17 protein-coding genes and 1 pseudogene are annotated in these 18,406 nt (G+C 34.3%); 11 read left to right on the forward strand and 7 right to left on the reverse strand.

From position 1 onward, the window contains the following. Positions 1–58 precede the first annotated feature (58 nt). Together BN2144_RS10005 and BN2144_RS10010 are read left to right on the forward strand one after the other, a co-directional pair. Complete coding sequence (locus BN2144_RS10005) at positions 59–373, forward strand: rhodanese-like domain-containing protein (protein ID WP_082195200.1); 315 nt, start codon at positions 59–61, stop codon at positions 371–373. 72 nt (positions 374–445) lie between these two features. Beyond that, complete coding sequence (locus BN2144_RS10010; protein WP_033828109.1) at positions 446–628, forward strand: sporulation protein Cse60; 183 nt, start codon at positions 446–448, stop codon at positions 626–628. A gap of 171 nt (positions 629–799) precedes the next feature. On the opposite strand, the gene BN2144_RS10015 is transcribed toward BN2144_RS10010, so the two are convergent. Together BN2144_RS10015 and BN2144_RS10020 are read right to left on the reverse strand one after the other, a co-directional pair. Continuing rightward, the gene (locus BN2144_RS10015) at positions 800–2,029 is read right to left on the reverse strand and encodes a BaiN/RdsA family NAD(P)/FAD-dependent oxidoreductase (protein WP_042337892.1); all 1,230 of its coding nucleotides are present in this window, start codon (positions 2,027–2,029) and stop codon (positions 800–802) included. A gap of 374 nt (positions 2,030–2,403) precedes the next feature. Continuing rightward, a pseudogene (locus BN2144_RS10020) lies at positions 2,404–3,228 on the reverse strand (IS1380 family transposase); the annotation flags it as partial. 1,612 nt (positions 3,229–4,840) lie between these two features. On the opposite strand from BN2144_RS10020, the gene BN2144_RS10025 reads away from it, so the two are divergent. Next, the gene (locus BN2144_RS10025) at positions 4,841–6,448 is read left to right on the forward strand and encodes a putative polysaccharide biosynthesis protein (protein WP_033828110.1); all 1,608 of its coding nucleotides are present in this window, start codon (positions 4,841–4,843) and stop codon (positions 6,446–6,448) included. 85 nt (positions 6,449–6,533) lie between these two features. Here the strand turns inward: BN2144_RS10025 and BN2144_RS10030 are convergent, their stop codons facing one another. Further along, on the reverse strand, positions 6,534–6,779 hold the full coding sequence (locus BN2144_RS10030; protein WP_033828111.1) for a hypothetical protein: 246 nt from the start codon (positions 6,777–6,779) through the stop codon (positions 6,534–6,536). Between the two features lie 170 nt (positions 6,780–6,949). On the opposite strand from BN2144_RS10030, the gene BN2144_RS10035 reads away from it, so the two are divergent. Further along, a complete protein-coding gene (locus tag BN2144_RS10035; RefSeq protein ID WP_042337840.1) occupies positions 6,950–7,696 on the forward strand; it encodes a pseudouridine synthase in 747 nt (248 codons plus the stop codon). Between the two features lie 65 nt (positions 7,697–7,761). On the opposite strand, the gene BN2144_RS10040 is transcribed toward BN2144_RS10035, so the two are convergent. Beyond that, positions 7,762–7,983, reverse strand: coding sequence for a DeoR family transcriptional regulator (locus BN2144_RS10040; RefSeq protein ID WP_033828112.1), 222 nt, complete (start codon positions 7,981–7,983; stop codon positions 7,762–7,764). A 404-nt stretch (positions 7,984–8,387) separates the two neighbouring features. Here BN2144_RS10040 and dat point away from each other — a divergent pair, with 404 nt between their 5' ends. The 4 genes from dat (at position 8,388) to BN2144_RS10060 (ending at position 12,278) form a co-directional block, all read left to right on the forward strand. Further along, positions 8,388–9,245, forward strand: coding sequence for a D-amino-acid transaminase (gene dat / locus BN2144_RS10045; protein WP_033828113.1), 858 nt, complete (start codon positions 8,388–8,390; stop codon positions 9,243–9,245). A gap of 61 nt (positions 9,246–9,306) precedes the next feature. After that, positions 9,307–9,867: an RNA 2',3'-cyclic phosphodiesterase gene (gene thpR / locus BN2144_RS10050; RefSeq protein WP_033828114.1), complete on the forward strand. Its 561-nt coding sequence runs from the start codon at positions 9,307–9,309 to the stop codon at positions 9,865–9,867. Positions 9,868–10,228: 361 nt separating this feature from the next. Further along, positions 10,229–11,191, forward strand: coding sequence for a nuclease-related domain-containing protein (locus tag BN2144_RS10055; RefSeq protein WP_033828115.1), 963 nt, complete (start codon positions 10,229–10,231; stop codon positions 11,189–11,191). Between the two features lie 310 nt (positions 11,192–11,501). Beyond that, positions 11,502–12,278, forward strand: a complete 777-nt coding sequence (locus BN2144_RS10060) for a phosphotransferase family protein (protein ID WP_033828116.1) — start codon at positions 11,502–11,504, stop codon at positions 12,276–12,278. Positions 12,279–12,390: 112 nt separating this feature from the next. Here the strand turns inward: BN2144_RS10060 and BN2144_RS10065 are convergent, their stop codons facing one another. After that, on the reverse strand, positions 12,391–12,669 hold the full coding sequence (locus tag BN2144_RS10065; RefSeq protein WP_033828117.1) for a YtzH-like family protein: 279 nt from the start codon (positions 12,667–12,669) through the stop codon (positions 12,391–12,393). 165 nt (positions 12,670–12,834) lie between these two features. On the opposite strand from BN2144_RS10065, the gene trmB reads away from it, so the two are divergent. Together trmB and BN2144_RS10075 are read left to right on the forward strand one after the other, a co-directional pair. Beyond that, positions 12,835–13,503 (forward strand): tRNA (guanosine(46)-N7)-methyltransferase TrmB, encoded by a 669-nt coding sequence (gene trmB, locus BN2144_RS10070; RefSeq protein WP_033828118.1) that lies wholly within the window; start codon positions 12,835–12,837, stop codon positions 13,501–13,503. Between the two features lie 216 nt (positions 13,504–13,719). After that, positions 13,720–14,592 (forward strand): YitT family protein, encoded by an 873-nt coding sequence (locus tag BN2144_RS10075; RefSeq protein WP_033828119.1) that lies wholly within the window; start codon positions 13,720–13,722, stop codon positions 14,590–14,592. Between the two features lie 417 nt (positions 14,593–15,009). On the opposite strand, the gene BN2144_RS10080 is transcribed toward BN2144_RS10075, so the two are convergent. Next, on the reverse strand, positions 15,010–16,686 hold the full coding sequence (locus tag BN2144_RS10080; RefSeq protein ID WP_094763119.1) for a formate--tetrahydrofolate ligase: 1,677 nt from the start codon (positions 16,684–16,686) through the stop codon (positions 15,010–15,012). Between the two features lie 134 nt (positions 16,687–16,820). After that, on the reverse strand, positions 16,821–17,384 hold the full coding sequence (locus tag BN2144_RS10085) for a folate family ECF transporter S component (RefSeq protein ID WP_050632278.1): 564 nt from the start codon (positions 17,382–17,384) through the stop codon (positions 16,821–16,823). 156 nt (positions 17,385–17,540) lie between these two features. On the opposite strand from BN2144_RS10085, the gene BN2144_RS10090 reads away from it, so the two are divergent. Next, entirely contained in the window at positions 17,541–18,383 is an 843-nt protein-coding gene (locus BN2144_RS10090) for a YtnP family quorum-quenching lactonase (RefSeq protein WP_033828121.1), read from the forward strand. Positions 18,384–18,406 lie beyond the last annotated feature (23 nt).

Here is an 18,406-nt window from a genome sequence, read left to right on the forward strand (position 1 = left end):
AACCGTCGTCTATATGTTAAAGTTATCCTAGCAAATTTTTCAGAAAAGGAAGATGGGAATGAAGACAATTACACCAAAAGAGATTGAAGAAAGACTGGAAAAAGGGGAAGAACTTCATATCATTGATGTTCGAGAAGTAGAAGAAGTTGCAGAAGGTATGATACCTAGTGCAAAACATATCCCGATGATGCAAATTCCAGATCGATTAAAGGATCTAGATCAACATACAGAATATATTTTTGTATGTCGTTCAGGAAATCGTAGTGGCCAAGTTTGTAGTTTTCTTGAAGGCCAAGGCTACATAGCGATTAATATGGTAGGCGGCATGCTCGAATGGACTGGCGAATTAGAATGGAATGAACAAAATTCATAAAATTTAATTAATTAAAATGTTATAAAAATTGAATACTTTGACCATCATAATAATAAAAAAGGTGATTTCCTGATGGTCAAAGTAAAAGTTTTTGACTATGAACATGAAAAAGATCTTGAAAATGAAGTAAATAAATTTTTAGGAAAGTTGAATGAAGACCAATTAATTGATATTAAATATCACGTAGCAGCTATGTTTGAAGAAGATGATGAACAAATTTATTGTTTTTCAGCGATGATCATTTATCGAAAGTAAATAAATGGTTAGCGAGTTACTGCACCTCAAAAAAAAAGGAACCAGCCATACCGTGCTGATTCCTTTTTAGCTTATGCGCTTAAATTATCTACTTCCCGTAAACGAAGCGAAAAACTTCAGCTCTCGTCCCGCTTAAAGGCCCAAACGGCTTAAGTTTTCTTTACATACATGTCATGAATGCATTCCTAACGCAAACTTTGCTGCATTCATTCCAGCTAATTTTCCAGTAACAAGAGCGGAAGTGATATTATATCCACCAGTATAGCCGTGAATATCCAAAATCTCACCACTAAAATAAAGGCCATCCATTTTTTTAGAAGCAAGTGTTTTCGGTTCTACTTCTTTAACAGAAATGCCACCACCAGTGACAAATGCCTTTTCGAGTGGTTGAGTCCCATTAACGGTAAATCGAAAATCTTTGCAATAATGAGCGAAATTCCGGAACTTCTCTTTATTTAATGTATTCAATGGCGCATCTTGTTCAATACTTGCTTGTTCTAATAAAAATAGTAAATATCGTTCGGGTAACAGCCCTTTAAGAGCATTTTTCACAGCCTTTTTCGGTTCATCTTTTATTTTGCCAACAATCTCTTGAAAAATTTCTTCTTCTGTGCGATGTACAAGAGCATCAATTTTCATCGTTATATGGGAAAGATTCCATTTTTTCATTGCTTTTACAACAAACTGGCTACAGCGTAATACAGCGGGGCCAGATATACCAAAATGGGTAAAAATCATATCCATTTGATGGGTTATGATTGTTTTGCCTTTTGGATTTAGCACTGATAATGCAATATTACGTAATGATAAACCTTGAAGGGTGCGATTTTTTATAAATGGTTCATCTGAAAGTAATGGTACCTCTGTCGGGTAAAGTTCAGTTATCGTATGCCCAGCTTTTTCAGCCCATGGATAGCCATCTCCGGTAGAACCAGTATGAGGGACTGATTTCCCACCGACTGCAACGACGACTGATTTTGGGTGAATGATAGAACCATTATTTAAAATTACTTCATTCACATGGCCATTTTCATAATGAATATCTTCAACAGGACAATTTGTTCGGATAATAACCTTCAATTCATCTATTCGATTTAATAATGCATTTACGACTGATTTTGCATGATTACTTACAGGGAACATCCTTCCGTGATCTTCCTCTTTTAAGGCAACACCTAAATTTTCAAAAAAACGGATGATATCCTCATTATTAAAAATAGAAAATGCACTATAAAGAAATCGTCCATTTCCAGGGATATGTTTTATAATTTCATCAATTGGAAGTCGATTCGTTACATTACAACGCCCTCCACCGGATATTGCCAACTTCCGACCAAGCTTGTCCCCTTTATCTACAAGCATAACTTTAGCACCAGTCTCGCCAGCTGCAATTGCTGCCATTAACCCACTCGGACCACCGCCAATTACGAGAACATCTACTTGTTGTATAGTAATCACCTTTTCTTTAAACTGAATTTCATTTCAATAATTATATACAAATTGAAAAATGAAAGAAAGTAAAAAAATTTCAAGACAAGCAAACCCGATTTAATTAATTTTCTATACACAAATAATAAATAACCTGAAATATTCATAGCCTCATGAAATCCAATGGGTAAATTTGATAAAAAGGGAAATTTCACAGGCTTAATTTAAAAATTATACGTTACCACCGAGTTAACTGAATATTTTATCAGTAGTATTCGAATTTTGGGCAGACTTCTCCCTTGACCGAAAAGGGTGTTTTTTTCAGTTAAGCTAAGGCTGTCATCAGACTATTCTATTTGGAGCTTTTGAATTTGGCCCAACACGTTCCAAAAGAACTTCTGATATACAAAACTTGATGATAGTTTAAAGTAAATTGATCTGCCCGATTTCACTATTCTACTGGTTACTTTGATTATCCTAGTACGTATGGTGTCAATTTGCATCGTCTTTTTCCCTTCCGGAAAGCAGAGGGCAGAGGGTTCGTAACCAATTGGTTAAGTTATAAGCTAGGAGAGTCAACATCATCTTAACCTCGTTAACCATGAAAGAATGGCTATTCATTTTATCGAAATAAAAACCATTTTTAGCTTCCTTGATGTAGTTCTCCATCGTTCCTCTTTTTTGATAGGCACGGACGATATCATGAGGAGAAGCCAATTCGAAACTTGTGACAAAAAAGGAATGGGTAAAGAACAATTCACCTGCAGGTCGCACGGATTGAATAATAATCTTTCTTGGTTTCGACCATGAATTTGCTTGGTAAATGGTTTCTTCAAAATGGCATTCTGTTTTTGAAATGTCTGTAGGTGCGGAAGAAGGATGATATTCTTTCGCTAGACTTTGTAATTGGGCATTTGATTTTAAACGAATAATGTAACGGACGGATTCCTGTTCGCATAATTCATACAAGGCTCGTACAGCAAATCCACTGTCTCCTCGTAGGAACAAACTTGTTTCCGGGAATGCTTCGTTATAATGTTCAATCAAAGGCTGTATAAATTCAACCACGCCGTTTGAAGTATAGACATTACCAGGGCGAAGTTTGGCCTTCAAAAAGTCACCCGAGCACCATCAAAGGCAACGAAAGGATGAAAGCCCATTGTTCCATAGTGCTAAAAAGAAATTCACCTGTATCGGAGGAGAGAGAGCCTCCATCATTTGACAATTTAATTTTGGGATTGAAATTAAGCGTTTTTTTCGTTAAAGTAACCATATAAAGAATCCTTTCTGTGAGGTTTTTGGTGGTACTTTAACTGTAACAGAAATGGATTCTTTTTTGCATTTATTTAGTACAGAATCAAATTGGCAAGAAGCCTAGATTACATGGATTTAAGGTCAATTCTTAAATTACTATGAATAAATCAGGTGAAAATATAACGACTCAAGAAATTATAAGGTTTTTAAAATATTATTTGCAATTACACGACAATAATATCTTTAATGATTGGTTAGTATTAGATTAAATGTATATTACTCAAACTATAAAAAGTTAGTATAACCATAGTGGTTCTAAGTTCTGTATATAGCAAAAAAGTGCAGAGCTTTGCAGGGTAAAAATGCAAAGTACTGCACAAATTTTGTGCTAAAAATAAAAAAAGACTTGCTAGCTAGTCATCCCGAATCCCCACTACTTAAATTATTATATCGAAAAGTTAAGAAACGAAAAGGGTCTATCAATTTTGAAATAGAAAGAACAATGATTATTTATTGAAGGAAAGCAAAGGAGTATGTCGATGAAGATTAGCTTCCAATAGGAAATTGGGGTATTTACCATTTAGTAAATATGGAACCAGATTATTATTTCAGATTACATTCCGGATTAAAATGAAAAAGGCGAGATTAAATAATGTGCTCGTTTACAGAATTAAAGATTTTAGACTTTTATCGGCAAAGTCTCTATTTTTGTTAATCGTTATTTCCTATTGTATTAATCATTATATAATAACAGGAAGTAGTTTTGTGAATTTTCAACCATTCTCTTATTGTTAATATTTTTCAGGAACAAAACAACTGTTGTAACAATCCACAACAAGAAATAAAACAAAGCAAAAACTCTATTCAACTGATAAAAATCAAAATTATTCACAAGTAAAGTAATAAAAAATACTGCAAAAAATAAAATGAATAACTAAACTCTTTTTCATTATTTTCCTCTCCTACACTTACTATTTTTACTATAATAAAAATGAAAGCTAGGACATTTATATTATAAAACGAACAATAGTTAACCAATTTTCCTTCGCTTTAAAATATCACTCTTAACAATTAATATGAATCCAATCATCCTCAAAAAATCCAACTGGTTGATCGCTATTTATGAACTCTAATGAATTCATAATGTAACCATCTTCTCCAAGCTTTTTTCGACTATCTATATATGTTTCTCTATTGGAAATTAAGTGATAGAAAAAACTTTATTATCGCCAATCACACCCCCATCGTACATTCATTTTCATCTTAATAATAGCATAATAATTAGAAGATTATAAATAAAATCACTAAATTAGTTTATTTTTTTAAAAATAATTATCAAATACATTTTAACTTTCCTGAGAAAATAAAAGTCCAAATAAAAAGTTCGCAAAAAGTATAAAAGTAAATTGTCAATCACGATAGAAAACAGATAAAATAGATAAGTGTATTTTGTTTTGGAAATCTGTCATAATGATGAACAGATAGTTTTTTTAGTATGATGTAACAGTAAATGTGTTAGGTAGGGATTTTATGGGATCTAAATTTATGCGGGGAACGTTTGTTTTAACCCTTGGTACATACATTTCTAAAATTCTAGGATTAATTTACGTTATCCCTTTTTTCGCTTTAGTCGGTCAAAGAGGATTTGCACTTTACAATTACGGCTATGTACCTTACACAATCTTTATTAGTATAGCAACAGCTGGTATTCCACTTGCCGTATCTAAGTTTGTTTCAAAATATAATGCACTCGAAGAATATGGTGTTGGAAGAAGACTATTTAAATCAGGGCTTGTTTTAATGTTAATGACTGGTTTTGCATCATTCATTATTCTTTATTTATTAGCACCGATGCTTGCCGATATTGTTATAGCGGATAAAGAACAAGTAATAAAACCTGAAGAAGTCGTTATGGTTATAAGAGCTGTTAGCTTTGCATTAATTGTTGTTCCGTTTATGAGTTTAATTCGTGGATTTTTCCAAGGTCATCAATCCATGGGCCCGTCCGCTGTATCTCAAGTAGTTGAGCAAATTGTCCGCATTGCTTTTCTTTTGATTGGTGTCTATCTTATTTTAAATGTATTTGATGGGTCGACTGTTCATGCAGTACAAGTAGCAACCTTTGCTGCATTTGTTGGTGCAATTGGCGGCTTACTCGTTTTAATTTGGTATTGGTATAAACGAAAGCCATATTTAGATGAGTTGTTGTTAAAGGATAAGGGAACGGTTCAGATTTCTTTGCCACAAATTTATAAAGAAATCTTTATCTCTGCTATTCCATTTATCGTCGTTGCCATCTCAAATTCTTTATTCCAATTTGTTGACCAGTTAACACATAATGGTGCAATGGCGACAATTGGCTTAGCAAAAGTGGCTGATGACCATTTATCAGCATTAAACGCCAATGCACATAAAATTGTCATTATACCAGTTTCATTAGCAACGGCTTTTTCAGTTTCTTTAGTACCATCGATTACAGCTGCGTTTGTCAATCGTGATGAAAAATTAATGAAATCTCAATTGAACCAAACTTTTCAAGTGTTATTATATTTAACGTTACCGGCAGCAATCGGGATTTCAATTTTGGCAGAGCCTTTTTATACATTTTTCTATAAGCCATATGACTTTGGTACAAAAGTGTTAATGCTCTATGCACCTGTTGCCATTTTATTTGCCTTGTTTTCGGTGACGGCAGCTATTTTACAAGGGTTAAATCAACAGAAATTTACTGTGTTTAGCTTACTTCTAGGGTTGTTATTTAAACTTATACTGAATGTTCCTTTTATAAAAGCATTTGGAACAGTAGGGGCGATATATACGACGGTGATCGGGTATGTCATTACGATTACAATTAACTTAATTGTAATTAAGTATTATGCGAGTTATAAATACCGACTTGTATTGAGGCGAGGAATATTAATTATTATTTTTAATTTAATAATGGGTATCGTCGTGTATTTATTCTATCAGCTTTTACATTTGTTTATTACTCCAGATACGAAAATGATGTCGTTAATACTCATTTTATTATGTAGTGCACTTGGTGCGTTTGTTTATTTTTATTTAAGTGTGAAGTCCCGTTTAATTTACTTCCTTTTCCCAGATCAGATGAAAAGTTTGAAAAGAAAAATGGGTTAAGAAAAGGGTCCCATGTGTTGTTACAGGAACAAAAATTTATTCTGTAATTATGCAAGGGACCTTTTTACAGCTTTTATAAAAATGGTTACATACCTAATCGTCTTTCTACTCGACGGAGACGGTTATCTAACCGATTAACTTCTCGTTCTAACCGGTTAACTTCACGTTCTAAACGATCGATTCTATTCGATTGCCCTGCTCCTGGAAACCCTGGAAAATATTGCCCTGCATGGCCAGGACTTTGAAATTGCCCTGTGTGCCCGGGACTTTGAAATTGTCCTTGCCCATGCATGTGACCAGGAAATTGTTGTTGACGATAATAATCTAACATGACATACCCCTCCTTAATCTTTCAGTAAACATTGTATGTGTGTTTGACTAAAAGGGTATGATTGAAATGCCTAATTCGATCAGTGAAATGATAATAAACTGGAACGAATGTTTAACATGATCTCATTCAAGGAAAGTATGAACAATTTATTTATAAGTGGAGGTTATTCTGTGCGTATAGATAAAATTTTAGCGAATATTGGGTACGGAAGTCGTAAAGAAGTAAAGAAATTATTGAAAGACCGGGTCGTTGAGGTAAATGGTGAAACGATAACGGATGCGAAAATACATGTCAATCCTGAAAAAGACGAAATAACGGTTTATGGAGAAAAGATTGAATATAAAGAGTATATTTATTTAATGATGAATAAACCAGCTGGAGTTATTTCGGCGACAGAAGATTTGCGTGAAGAGACTGTACTTGATCTGTTAGAGCTAGAGGATGCGGTTTATCAACCATTTCCAGTTGGTCGTCTTGATAAAGATACAGTAGGTTTACTTCTTCTAACCAATGATGGGGCACTTGCACATCGGTTATTATCACCAAAAAAGCATGTGCCAAAAACATATTATGCGCTTATTGACGGAACAGTTACTGAGGAGGACAAGTCGGCTTTTCAAGAAGGTGTAACTCTTGATGATGGTTATAAAACAAAACCTGCTTACCTTACAATATTGCGTAGTGGTGAAATCCGCTCTGAGATTGAATTAACGATTACGGAAGGGAAATTTCATCAAGTGAAACGAATGTTTGAAGCGGTTGGAAAAAAGGTTGTTTATTTAAAACGAATATCAATGGGGCCAATTGAGCTTGATAATCGTTTGGAAGAAGGGGAGTATCGCGAATTAACTGATAAGGAAGTATCAATGTTAAAAGAGGGAGGAGGAGATTTTCCAGCAAGCAAAGGTGTTGAGTAATATTTAAACAATATAAGTAGCTAAAAAAATCGCCAATTCTTCAGGCGATTTTTCAATATATATCTCTAAGATGAAATTTTTACTTTTTTCTTCGTCGTTGTCCATTTGCCTCGGCTAGGGCTCATTACTAAACCATTATATGCCAAAACATTTAAATCTCTTTGGATTGTCCGAGGAGTTGTGCCAAACTCGTCTACCAATTGTTGCGTCGATACAGTACCATTTTCATAGATGAACATGTAAACGGACTTGATACGAGTTAGCATCCGGTCAGTAGAGTTTTCCAAAAAACCACACCCCTATTATTCATTTTAGTTGGCTTCCTTCCTTGCAAACGACAACGGGGAATATTCCCTGTTACGTAAGATAATAACTTCATTATCTTTCTTGTAAATGTAATATAAATATTATAACGAATTATCTCAAAAATTACTAGTTTTTTTATATTAGCCATTTGGTTGTTTCTTTGAACAATTTGTGAAGTTATTGTAAATAAATATTGTCATATATAATGCAACATGAAAACTTTGAAAATTATTGTTATATTTATTGGAAATATTTTTTCTAAACTTTATAGAACGATAATATAACCTCCCCTTTTTTGCCATTATATGAAAAATGTAATAAAATATTCAAAGAAATTTAAAATGAATAATTTGAAAGTTAATTAGAAATGAAGGGGTGGGAGTAAATGGGGAAAGTTATTTTTAATGAAGAAATTATTCAACAAGAAGATGTTAAAATTAATATGGAGGATCGTGGTTTTCAGTTCGGTGATGGTGTCTATGAAGTGATTCGTATTTATAACGGAAAGCCGTTTGCCCTTTTGGAACACATTGACCGATTATTTACAAGTGCAGAAAAAATATTTATGGAAGTTTCAACATCAAAAAGTAAACTAATTGAATTAATTAGCGATTTACTTGCTTTAGAAAATGTAAATACTTGTAATTTATATATTCAAGTGACAAGAGGTGTTGCGCCAAGAAATCATGTAATTCCAGAAAATGCGTCCACAACATTAATTGGTTATATTATGGAGGGAGCTCGTCCGATTACGTTAATGCAGTCGGGTGCTGAAGCTGTTACAAGTGAAGATTTACGTTGGCAATTATGTGACATTAAGTCAATTAGTCTTCTTGGAAATGTGCTTGCAAAGAAAAAGGCAACAGATGCGAACTGTTTAGAAGCGATATTACACCGAAACAATGTCGTTACAGAAGGAAGCTCAACGAATGTTTGGATTGTAGCGGGTGATAAAATATTCACACATCCGGCAAATCATTATATTTTAAATGGAATTACAAGACAAAAGTTAATATCTACCATTCACAATCATACGTTTTCTTTTGAGGAGCATCCGTTTACAATTGAACAACTACTAGAAGCGGATGAAGTGTTTATTACAAGTACGACACTTGAAATTGTACCAATCATAGCTATTGATCAAAAAAAGATTAATGATGGAGCACCTGGGAATATAACACGTAGTCTGCAAAAGTTATTTGAAAAGGAAATTGAAAAAGAATGTGGACCTCTTAAATCGTAATAGATTACACGCCCACTTTTTGTATACAATATAGATAATATGAAAATTTGGGAGTGTAAACATGGAAGGGAAACATCATTATTTTTTCGCAGTAAAACTACCTAGTCGGGTGAAAGAAGCGATACATCAATGGGTAATTAAGAATAAACAGCAGTTTCCATTTAAACGTTGGGTCCATCCAGAAGATTATCATATTACCCTTACATTTTTAGGTTTTCAAGAAAAAGATTTGTTATCCCGCGCGATTGATACCGTTACAGACAGTTTTATAAATATACAGCCATTTCTATTAACATTAAATACATTTGGCACATTTGGTAAAGAGTCCGAGCCGAGAATTTTTTGGCTCGATGTAGAACATTCTTCAGTCTTAAAAAATATACAAGAAAAGGTGTATAATCAATGTACGAATCTTGGTCTATCTTTAGATAAAAAGCCATTTCGACCGCATATTACAATTGCCAGAAAGTGGAACTCAAGCGAACCTTTTCAAAGAAGTTTACTGAATAAATACAATGCAGACGAACCATTTTGCTTTCAAGTAGATGAGGTTGTATTATATGAGACACATGTAGATGAAACGCCAAAATACAAAGTCGTCCATACATTTAAGCTACAATAAAGTTATTGTAAAGAAAGGCTGTTTTCTCAATAGTTGTTGCTTTTTAGAAGAAAAAATGAATTGTGGTTAATCTTGGCGGCGACTCCGTGATCATGCTAATCGCATTTCATTCGAGGGCTGTTTCGCTTACGTAGCATTTCTTCTTTTCTTGGAAGCGTCCGTCGGAAAAGTCGGATTTGTGCAATGCTGCACCTGTGTCTACTAGTAATTCAGTAAGGCATGATTTCGAGTAGTAAGAGCCGGGGGAGTATATTCGGGGAAGTAGTACCTTATGGCCGTTCCTTAAGGTGCGCTTCCGCCTTAGTGAAAAACAACAAAGGATACGAAAACAGCCTAAAGAATAAAGGATGGATTGTAAAAAATGGGTCAAATAATAAAAATTCAAGATTACGTATCGCGCTATGAATATGATATATATAGATACCTTTCCCGATTTATTAGGCTAAAACGTCTTCAATGGGAACAATTACATCAAGCTTGGGAAGATGGTTCCCTTTACAGGACTGATTTACCGTTAAACAATGAACCTGAAATAGAAATGTTTGAAACAAAGGAAAACTTATGGAATAAAGTGAAACAACTTTTATCAAGAAATCAAAACGAGTGGGAAGAAGAGGATGACCCGGTTAAGGAAGAAATATTATATGATGACGATCATTTTAGTATAATGGGCTTTCCCTCTGCTACCTTAACGGCCGTCCCGAAAACCGTTGAAGATTTAAAACATTACTTTTTAGAAGAAATTTTTAAAGTACAATTACTTTGGGCGAGTTCAACGATAAGTGAACAATCAAATGTCGATTATTCATATTACCACGATGAACATTTACAGTATTTCTCTCAACGTTTTCCCGATACATATTTAATTCTGTACAATCCCATATTTCAATTAAAGAAAGCATCCGTTGAGAGTGATATCATTCTTGTAACACCATTAGAATTAATTTGTTTTAAATTTTTAGAAGCGGATGATCAAACAGTATTTGTAGGTTCAGAAGGCCATTTTTGGGAGAGAAGGCAAACGAGGAGTAGAAAGAAAGTTTTGAATCCACTTATTTCCTTAAATAGGACGGAATCCATTGTAAAAGGAATCATAAAACAATCAGGAATCGAATTTCCAATCTCAAAAGTACTAATAAGTCGAAACGGATTTATTGATTTTCCAACAGTACCGTATGGTGTAACGGTTATTGATTCCCGAAATTATCTTGATTGGTTTGAAAAAATGCGTTCTTTTAAGGCTCCTTTGAAAAATAGTCAATTAAAGATAGCAAAGGCGATTTTAGAACAATGTAAAACAACTTCTCACTCCCGTATTTATTAATTCATTGTGGTCATATGATATAAAGAGTCTTCTGAATTTATTTTCCAGCTCTTGTAAGTGAAAAAGAGTGTTTTCTAATTGGTAAAAAAATATTACAATAGAATATAGTAAACTGTCATTTTTCACTGGTAAAACAGTAGTAGGTAAATTTAACTTGACGCAATCGCTTTCAAAAAGATACAATCATAAAGTCACTATCTATAGATCGGAAATGAAATATATTTTAATTGTTTGTTAATTTTCTCCTTAATTTAATTAGCAACTACCTAAAAATATATTGGATTATGCATAAACATTGAGGGTGAAAACGGTGGACTATATTCTTGAGAATGGTTGGGTAATTGAACCAGCTGGCGGAGTAACAGGTGAGGCTTTTCTCGCTTCCCATGATAACGAAAAATTATTTATAAAGCGGAACTCCTCTCCATTTTTAGCTGTGCTCTCTGCTGAGGGAATTGTGCCGAAATTAATTTGGACGAAACGGTTAGAGAGTGGAGATGTTATTACTGCTCAAAAGTGGATTAAAGGGCGGAAATTAGAGCCTATTGATATGGGCGGAGAAGATGTAGCAAAATTATTGAAAAAAATTCATCAGTCAAAACCACTCTTATCGATGTTAAAGAGATTAGGAAAAACACCGGCCTCTCCTGAATATTTATTAACGCACTTATTAAATAATTATGATCCAAAATTAAAAGAAGATCCAATCATCCACCATTCAATCAACTATCTCAAGGATAATATGAACCAATTAGGAACAAACCATTGGGCTGTTTGCCATGGTGATATGAATCATAATAACTGGATGTTAACTGAAGAGAATGACCTGTTCTTAATAGACTGGGAAAGTGCAATTATTGGTGATCCAGTACTAGATATTGGACCTTTATTATATTGGTATGTACCTGAAGCAGAATGGGGAAAATGGTTAGAGAATTATGGGATGACCCTAGATGAGTCCTTACAAACTCGGTTAAAATGGTATGTTTATTATCAAACGATGTTTTCTATACAATTTTTCCGTAATAAAGGAAAGGACCAAGATAGTTTGTTTTGGTTGCAATATTTGGAAACACTACAATCATAAAAAAGCTTCGAGATGGGTAAAATCTCCCTTGGGATAGGGAGATTTTTTAATGATAAGTCATTGTATCACGATTATTATTTTATGAGTCTTACTCAAATATCACTTGGATTCATTAGCTAAATTGGTCAATTTGATCAACCCAAGATGATAGTTGCTCTTGATTATTTTGAATATGTGCATCTAGATCTTGCGTATATTTTCCGTTTTGACCATAGGAATAAATATCATTTAAGATGTTTTTTATATTTTGATCAATATGATCATTTACCATAAGGGATTTAACGAGTCGTTCAATTTGTTCGCATTCGGATACGGATCCACAACAATCTTCGGAATGGTCTTGGAGTAAATCTTTTAGTAAATTCATTTGATGAGTATGTTCAATCGGCATTAACGATTCCCCCTAGTTCTTTTTCCTTTTTAGGATGTTACAAATGGCGAGATTTATTCGCGAATGTATATTGTTTGAAGTTTTATGAAGATGTGTTTTCCGAATTTCTAAAATGCTAAGTTAAAAATGACTGAATCCAATAATAATATTGAAGAGGTGGCAAATATGCGTCTAAGACATAAACCGTGGGCAGAAGAAAAATTAATGAATCATCCACAATATGTTGTAAGTGAACCTGAAAAATGGCGAGGAAAATGGCACGAACTATTTGGTAACAATCATCCCATTCATATCGAAATTGGTACTGGTAAAGGCCGATTTATAACAGAGATGGCTAAAGCAAATCCTGAGGTTAACTATATTGGAATTGAAGCATATACAAGCGTTATTGTTACTGCGCTTGACCGGGCAATTGATGCAGAAGTCCCGAATTTAAAGCTATTAAATAAAAATGCTTTAAAATTAGAAGAGTTTTTTGGACAAGGAGAAATTGAACGGGTATATTTAAACTTTTCCGACCCATGGCCGAAAAAAAGACATGAAAAAAGACGACTAACGTATAAATCATTTTTAAAAATGTATGAACATGTTTTAGTAAATGGGGGAGAAATTCATTTCAAAACAGATAACCAAGGTTTATTTGAGTATTCCCTCATGAGTTTTTCTGAATACGGGTTGAAATTAAAATATGTCAGTCTTGACTTGCATAATAGTGATTTTCAAGGAAATATTATGACCGAATATGAAGAAAAATTTTCGGGATTGGGAAATCGTATTTATCGTTGTGAAGTAAAATATCCAAAAAACGAAGAGGCACGAGTGGAATTGAATTAATATGCTTTTCATGTTTGTATATACTACTAAAAAACCATAATAAGGTAATTCCGTGTTATGGTTTTTTTAAAATATAAGTTAAAATTCTTTCCCTATTGATCTTTTTTGTTTTAAATTATATTATAGGAACTTTAAAATGGGCCGTTTGGATTAACGCTAATATTGAAAGCCATATTAGAACGACTTTATCATTCTAATTTAGAAGGAAGGAATTATATGTCAGAATATTATCAAGAACATTTTTCTATAAGAGAAACGATTCGAAGTTACTTTTTTATTACGATTGGTGCATTTGTTTTTGCCTATGGATTAGAAGCCTTTTTGGTACCCAATAGGGTCATTGATGGTGGAGTAGTTGGTATTTCATTAATTTTAGATGAACTCGTTTCACCCATATCTTTCAGTATCTTCCTCGTCGTTTTAAATATTCCGTTTATATTTTTGGGCTATAAGCAAATCGGGAAGTCTTTTGCATTTCAAAGCTTTTACGGTATTATTTTATCATCTATTTTTTCAGAAGCATTGCATGATGTTGAGCCGATTACAAATGAGCCGCTTCTTGCTGCTATTTTTGGTGGGATTGTTCTAGGCTTCGGTGTAGGAACAGTTTTACGTAACAACGGAGCACTTGATGGAACCGAAATATTGGCAACGCTTTTAAGTAGTAAAAGTTCATTTTCTGTCGGACAAATTGTCATGTTTTTTAATATTTTTATTTTAGGTAGTGCTGGTTTTGTCTTTAGTATTAATAGTACGTTTTATTCGCTTATTGCCTACTTTATTGCCTTTAAGACGATCGATATTGTTGTCGTTGGTATGAATGAATCAAAGTCAGTATTAATTGTGACGGATAAATATAAGGAAATTGGTGATGCCCTTTTGAATCGATTAGGACGTACAGTTACCTACTTTACAGGAGAAGGTGGGTACAGTGGAGAGGAGAAAAAAGTTATCTACTGTGTAATTACCCGTCTAGAAGAAGCAAAATTAAAAAACATTGTTCGCTACTTTGACCCAGGCGCTTTTGTTGCTATGTCCGATGTTAGTGATGTAAAAGGTGGTCAATTTAAGAAGAAAAATATTCACTAAAGAAAGTGAAGTAGTAATGGGAACGGAAAAAAATATTGATAGAAAGGGCACGTAGAAAAGATTCTGTGTCCTATTTTTAGCTAAAGGGTAAGGTGCTATCTAAGAAAATCGTATTTTGATTTTCTTATAGAAGAGTTATAGACGCCCAAATCGCGGTGAAAAAGGTTGCAAAGGTCACGTAGCAGTTTATATGTCTTACATGCAGGAAAAACATCACAATAGTCACACAAAGTACTATATGTGAACCTCACGAGATTTTGCACATATGAGACCCAAAGTACCGACGCTATCTTCTATTAGTATCCTCATTCATCAATAAAAAACTTCCTGAATCTCCTATAACTGTAAAGATTCAGGAAGCAATACGCATTCATCATTTTGCGCGGAGATAACCAACTTTAGTCGAGAGTCGGTTGATTAGAACAAACCTGTGATTTCTCCTTCACTGTTAATGTCAATTTTTTCTGCTGCTGGAACTTTCGGTAAACCAGGCATTGTCATAATGGCCCCAGTAAGTGCTACGATAAAACCGGCTCCAGCAGATACTTTAAGATTTCGTACTGTAATACGGAATCCTTCAGGTCTGCATAATAGATCTTTATTATCTGAGAAAGAGTATTGCGTTTTCGCTACACAAATAGGTAGACTTCCAAAGCCCCTATCCATTAGATTTTGCATTTCTTTTCTTGCCTCATTTGTAAAATCGACACCGTCTGCGCCATAGATTTTTGTCGCTAGTTTATTTAACTTGTCTTCGATTGAGTCATCATCGTCATAAACAAAGCGGAATTGATTATCTTGTTCCACTAGGTCTTTTACTTTAGTTGCTAGTTCTAAGCCGCCTTTTCCGCCTTGAGCCCAAACATCACAGAGAATTGCATCAACACCAACTTGTGCACATGCGTGGCGTACTTCTTCAATCTCTTCGTCTGTGTCGGTTGGGAACTTATTAATGGCTACAGCTAACGGAAGACCAAAGTGTTTTTTAATGTTTTCAATATGTTTCATTAAGTTTGGCATTCCTTTAATAACTGCACTTACATTTTCTTGCCCTAGCTCATTCTTATTAACACCACCATGAAGTTTTAAAGCTCGAATGGTTGCAACAAGAACAACTGCATCTGGTTGTAGACCGCCGATTCTACATTTTATATCAATAAATTTCTCTGCACCTAAGTCAGCACCAAAGCCAGCTTCTGTAACAACATAATCTGCATATTTTAATGCTAATTTGGTAGCGATTATGCTATTACATCCGTGGGCAATGTTTGCGAATGGACCACCATGTATGATAGCAGGTGTTTTTTCTAATGTTTGCACTAAGTTTGGACGAATGGCATCCTTTAATAAGGCAGTCATGGCACCTTCAGCATGTAAGTCTCCTGCAGTAACAGGTTGTCCACTATACGAATAACCGATGACAATACGTCTAATTCTATCTTTTAAGTCTTCCAAGTCACTGGCAAGACAGAGAATAGCCATAATTTCTGATGCGACCGTAATATCGTAACCATCTTCTCGGGGAACACCATTTGTTTTTCCATTTAATCCGTTTACGATATAGCGCAATTGCCGGTCATTCATATCCACAACACGTTTCCACGTAATTCTTCGGTTATCGATACCAAGCTCATTTCCATGATAGATATGATTATCAATCATTGCTGCTAATAAGTTATTCGCTGCACCAATGGCATGGAAGTCACCAGTGAAATGTAAGTTAATATCTTCCATTGGGACAACTTGAGCATAACCACCTCCAGCTGCACCACCTTTAATACCAAAAACAGGGCCAAGTGATGGTTCTCTAAGTGCTACGATCACTTTTTCATCTTGCTCATTTAGCGCATCAGCTAATCCAACAGAAGTCGTTGTTTTCCCTTCACCAGCTGCAGTAGGGGTGATGGCCGTTACTAAAATTAATTTTCCATTCGGTTGATTCTTCAATTGTTCAAGGGCATGCATATCCAGTTTTGCTTTATATTTTCCATAAAGGTCAATGGATTCTTCATCAATACCAATACTCTTTGCAATATCCGTAATCGGAACCATTTTATTTTGTTTTGCGATTTCAATATCCGTTAAAAAAGTCATATTCATTCTCCTTATTAGTTCTTTATTGTAGTCTAATTAAATAAATCTAAATTATTTTACTTTATCTATGTAGTATATGCATGAAAAAGCGATTGTTTTGGGACTAATATGAACTCAAAACAAAAATGAAACCTTTAATTTCGTTCATTTTTTCCTCGCTTCACATAGTTAACTAGTACGATATATAAAAGCCCTACATTAATCGGATAAAGAATAGCGCTTTTAATAATACGTGGAATTGTAACTAATGGAGTTTCATACATGATATTTAACCAAATGGGTGTTAATACGATACTAACAATTATTGTTTCTAGTAAAACGGTAAATGCTATTCTCTGTAAAGTGATTTTCTTCCGATGTAAAAAGATACCGAAAATAATCCCCATTAATAAAGCATTTAATGTGAACCCTGGAAAAAAGAAACCACTAGGGCGTAATAAAAAACCTAAAACATCTGCAATGGCAGCAGAAATACCGGCATTAAATGGACCATATAAATAAGCTAAGACAGCAATTGGTAGAAAGGCAAATCCAATTTCAATTGTTGGGCCGATGGGTACAGTTATTTGATTAAGAACGAGATTGAGCGCGATAAATAGACTAGTCGTTGTTAATATTTTCGTTTTTCTATCCTTTGTGAGGCTATTACTGTTACTAGTGAATATTTCATTATTTGGAATTAAGTTTTTTTCTTTCACCGTATCATGTCTCCTTTTATTCCATTTCATATGAGCTGTCAATATAATCATAGTTATATAATAACTTATTTTTGTTATAGAAAGAATAATATTATAATTGTATTATGAAGTGGTTTTATATTACTCTTTCTATAATTGTTTAAAGGAGTGGATGAGATGGAGAAATTGCAAATTGGCAAAATAAAGATGACTTGGCTAGATGGAGGGGTAACCCATTTAGATGGGGGAGCGATGTTTGGTGTAGTTCCAAAGCCATTGTGGACGAGGAAATATGCGGGGAATGAAAATAATCAAATCGAATGTCGAACAGATCCGATTCTTGTAGAGGTGAATGGGAAAAAATTGCTCATTGAAACGGGTATAGGGAACGGGAAATTAACTGATAAACAAAAGCGCAATTTTGGTGTGACAGAAGAGTCGAAACTAGATGAATCTTTAGCTAAATTAGGGGTAAATCGAGGGGATATTGATGCCGTACTGATGACTCATCTTCACTTTGATCATGCTTGTGGGTTAACGACTCATCAAGCGGGGGAACTAGTCTCTACCTTCCCAAATGCTAAAATCTATTGTACAGAAACAGAATGGAATGAAATGCGTAACCCGAATATTCGGTCGAAATCAACTTATTGGGAGATCAATTGGCAGGGGATTGAAGAACAAGTCATTACATTTGATAAAGAGATGGAGATTGTACCAGGAGTTCGAATGATACATACAGGTGGCCATAGTGATGGTCATGCAATTATTATGTTGGAATCAGAAGGAGAAATGGCCATCCATTTAGCTGATATTTTACCTACCCACGCACACCAAAATGTACTTTGGGTAATGGCCTATGATGATTATCCAATGACTACTATTTTTGAAAAGGAAAAGTGGATTCCGTATGCAGCCCAACATAACGCATGGTTAACTTTTTATCACGATGCGGTATATCGTGCGGTAAAGTGGGATTCACAAGGAAAGATTAGCCAATCACTCCGTCGAAAAAATTAAACAAACTATATTTAGGGGCCGTT

The sequence above is a fragment of the Bacillus andreraoultii genome (assembly GCF_001244735.1).
GTDB classification, from domain to species: domain Bacteria; phylum Bacillota; class Bacilli; order Bacillales; family Caldibacillaceae; genus Caldifermentibacillus; species Caldifermentibacillus andreraoultii.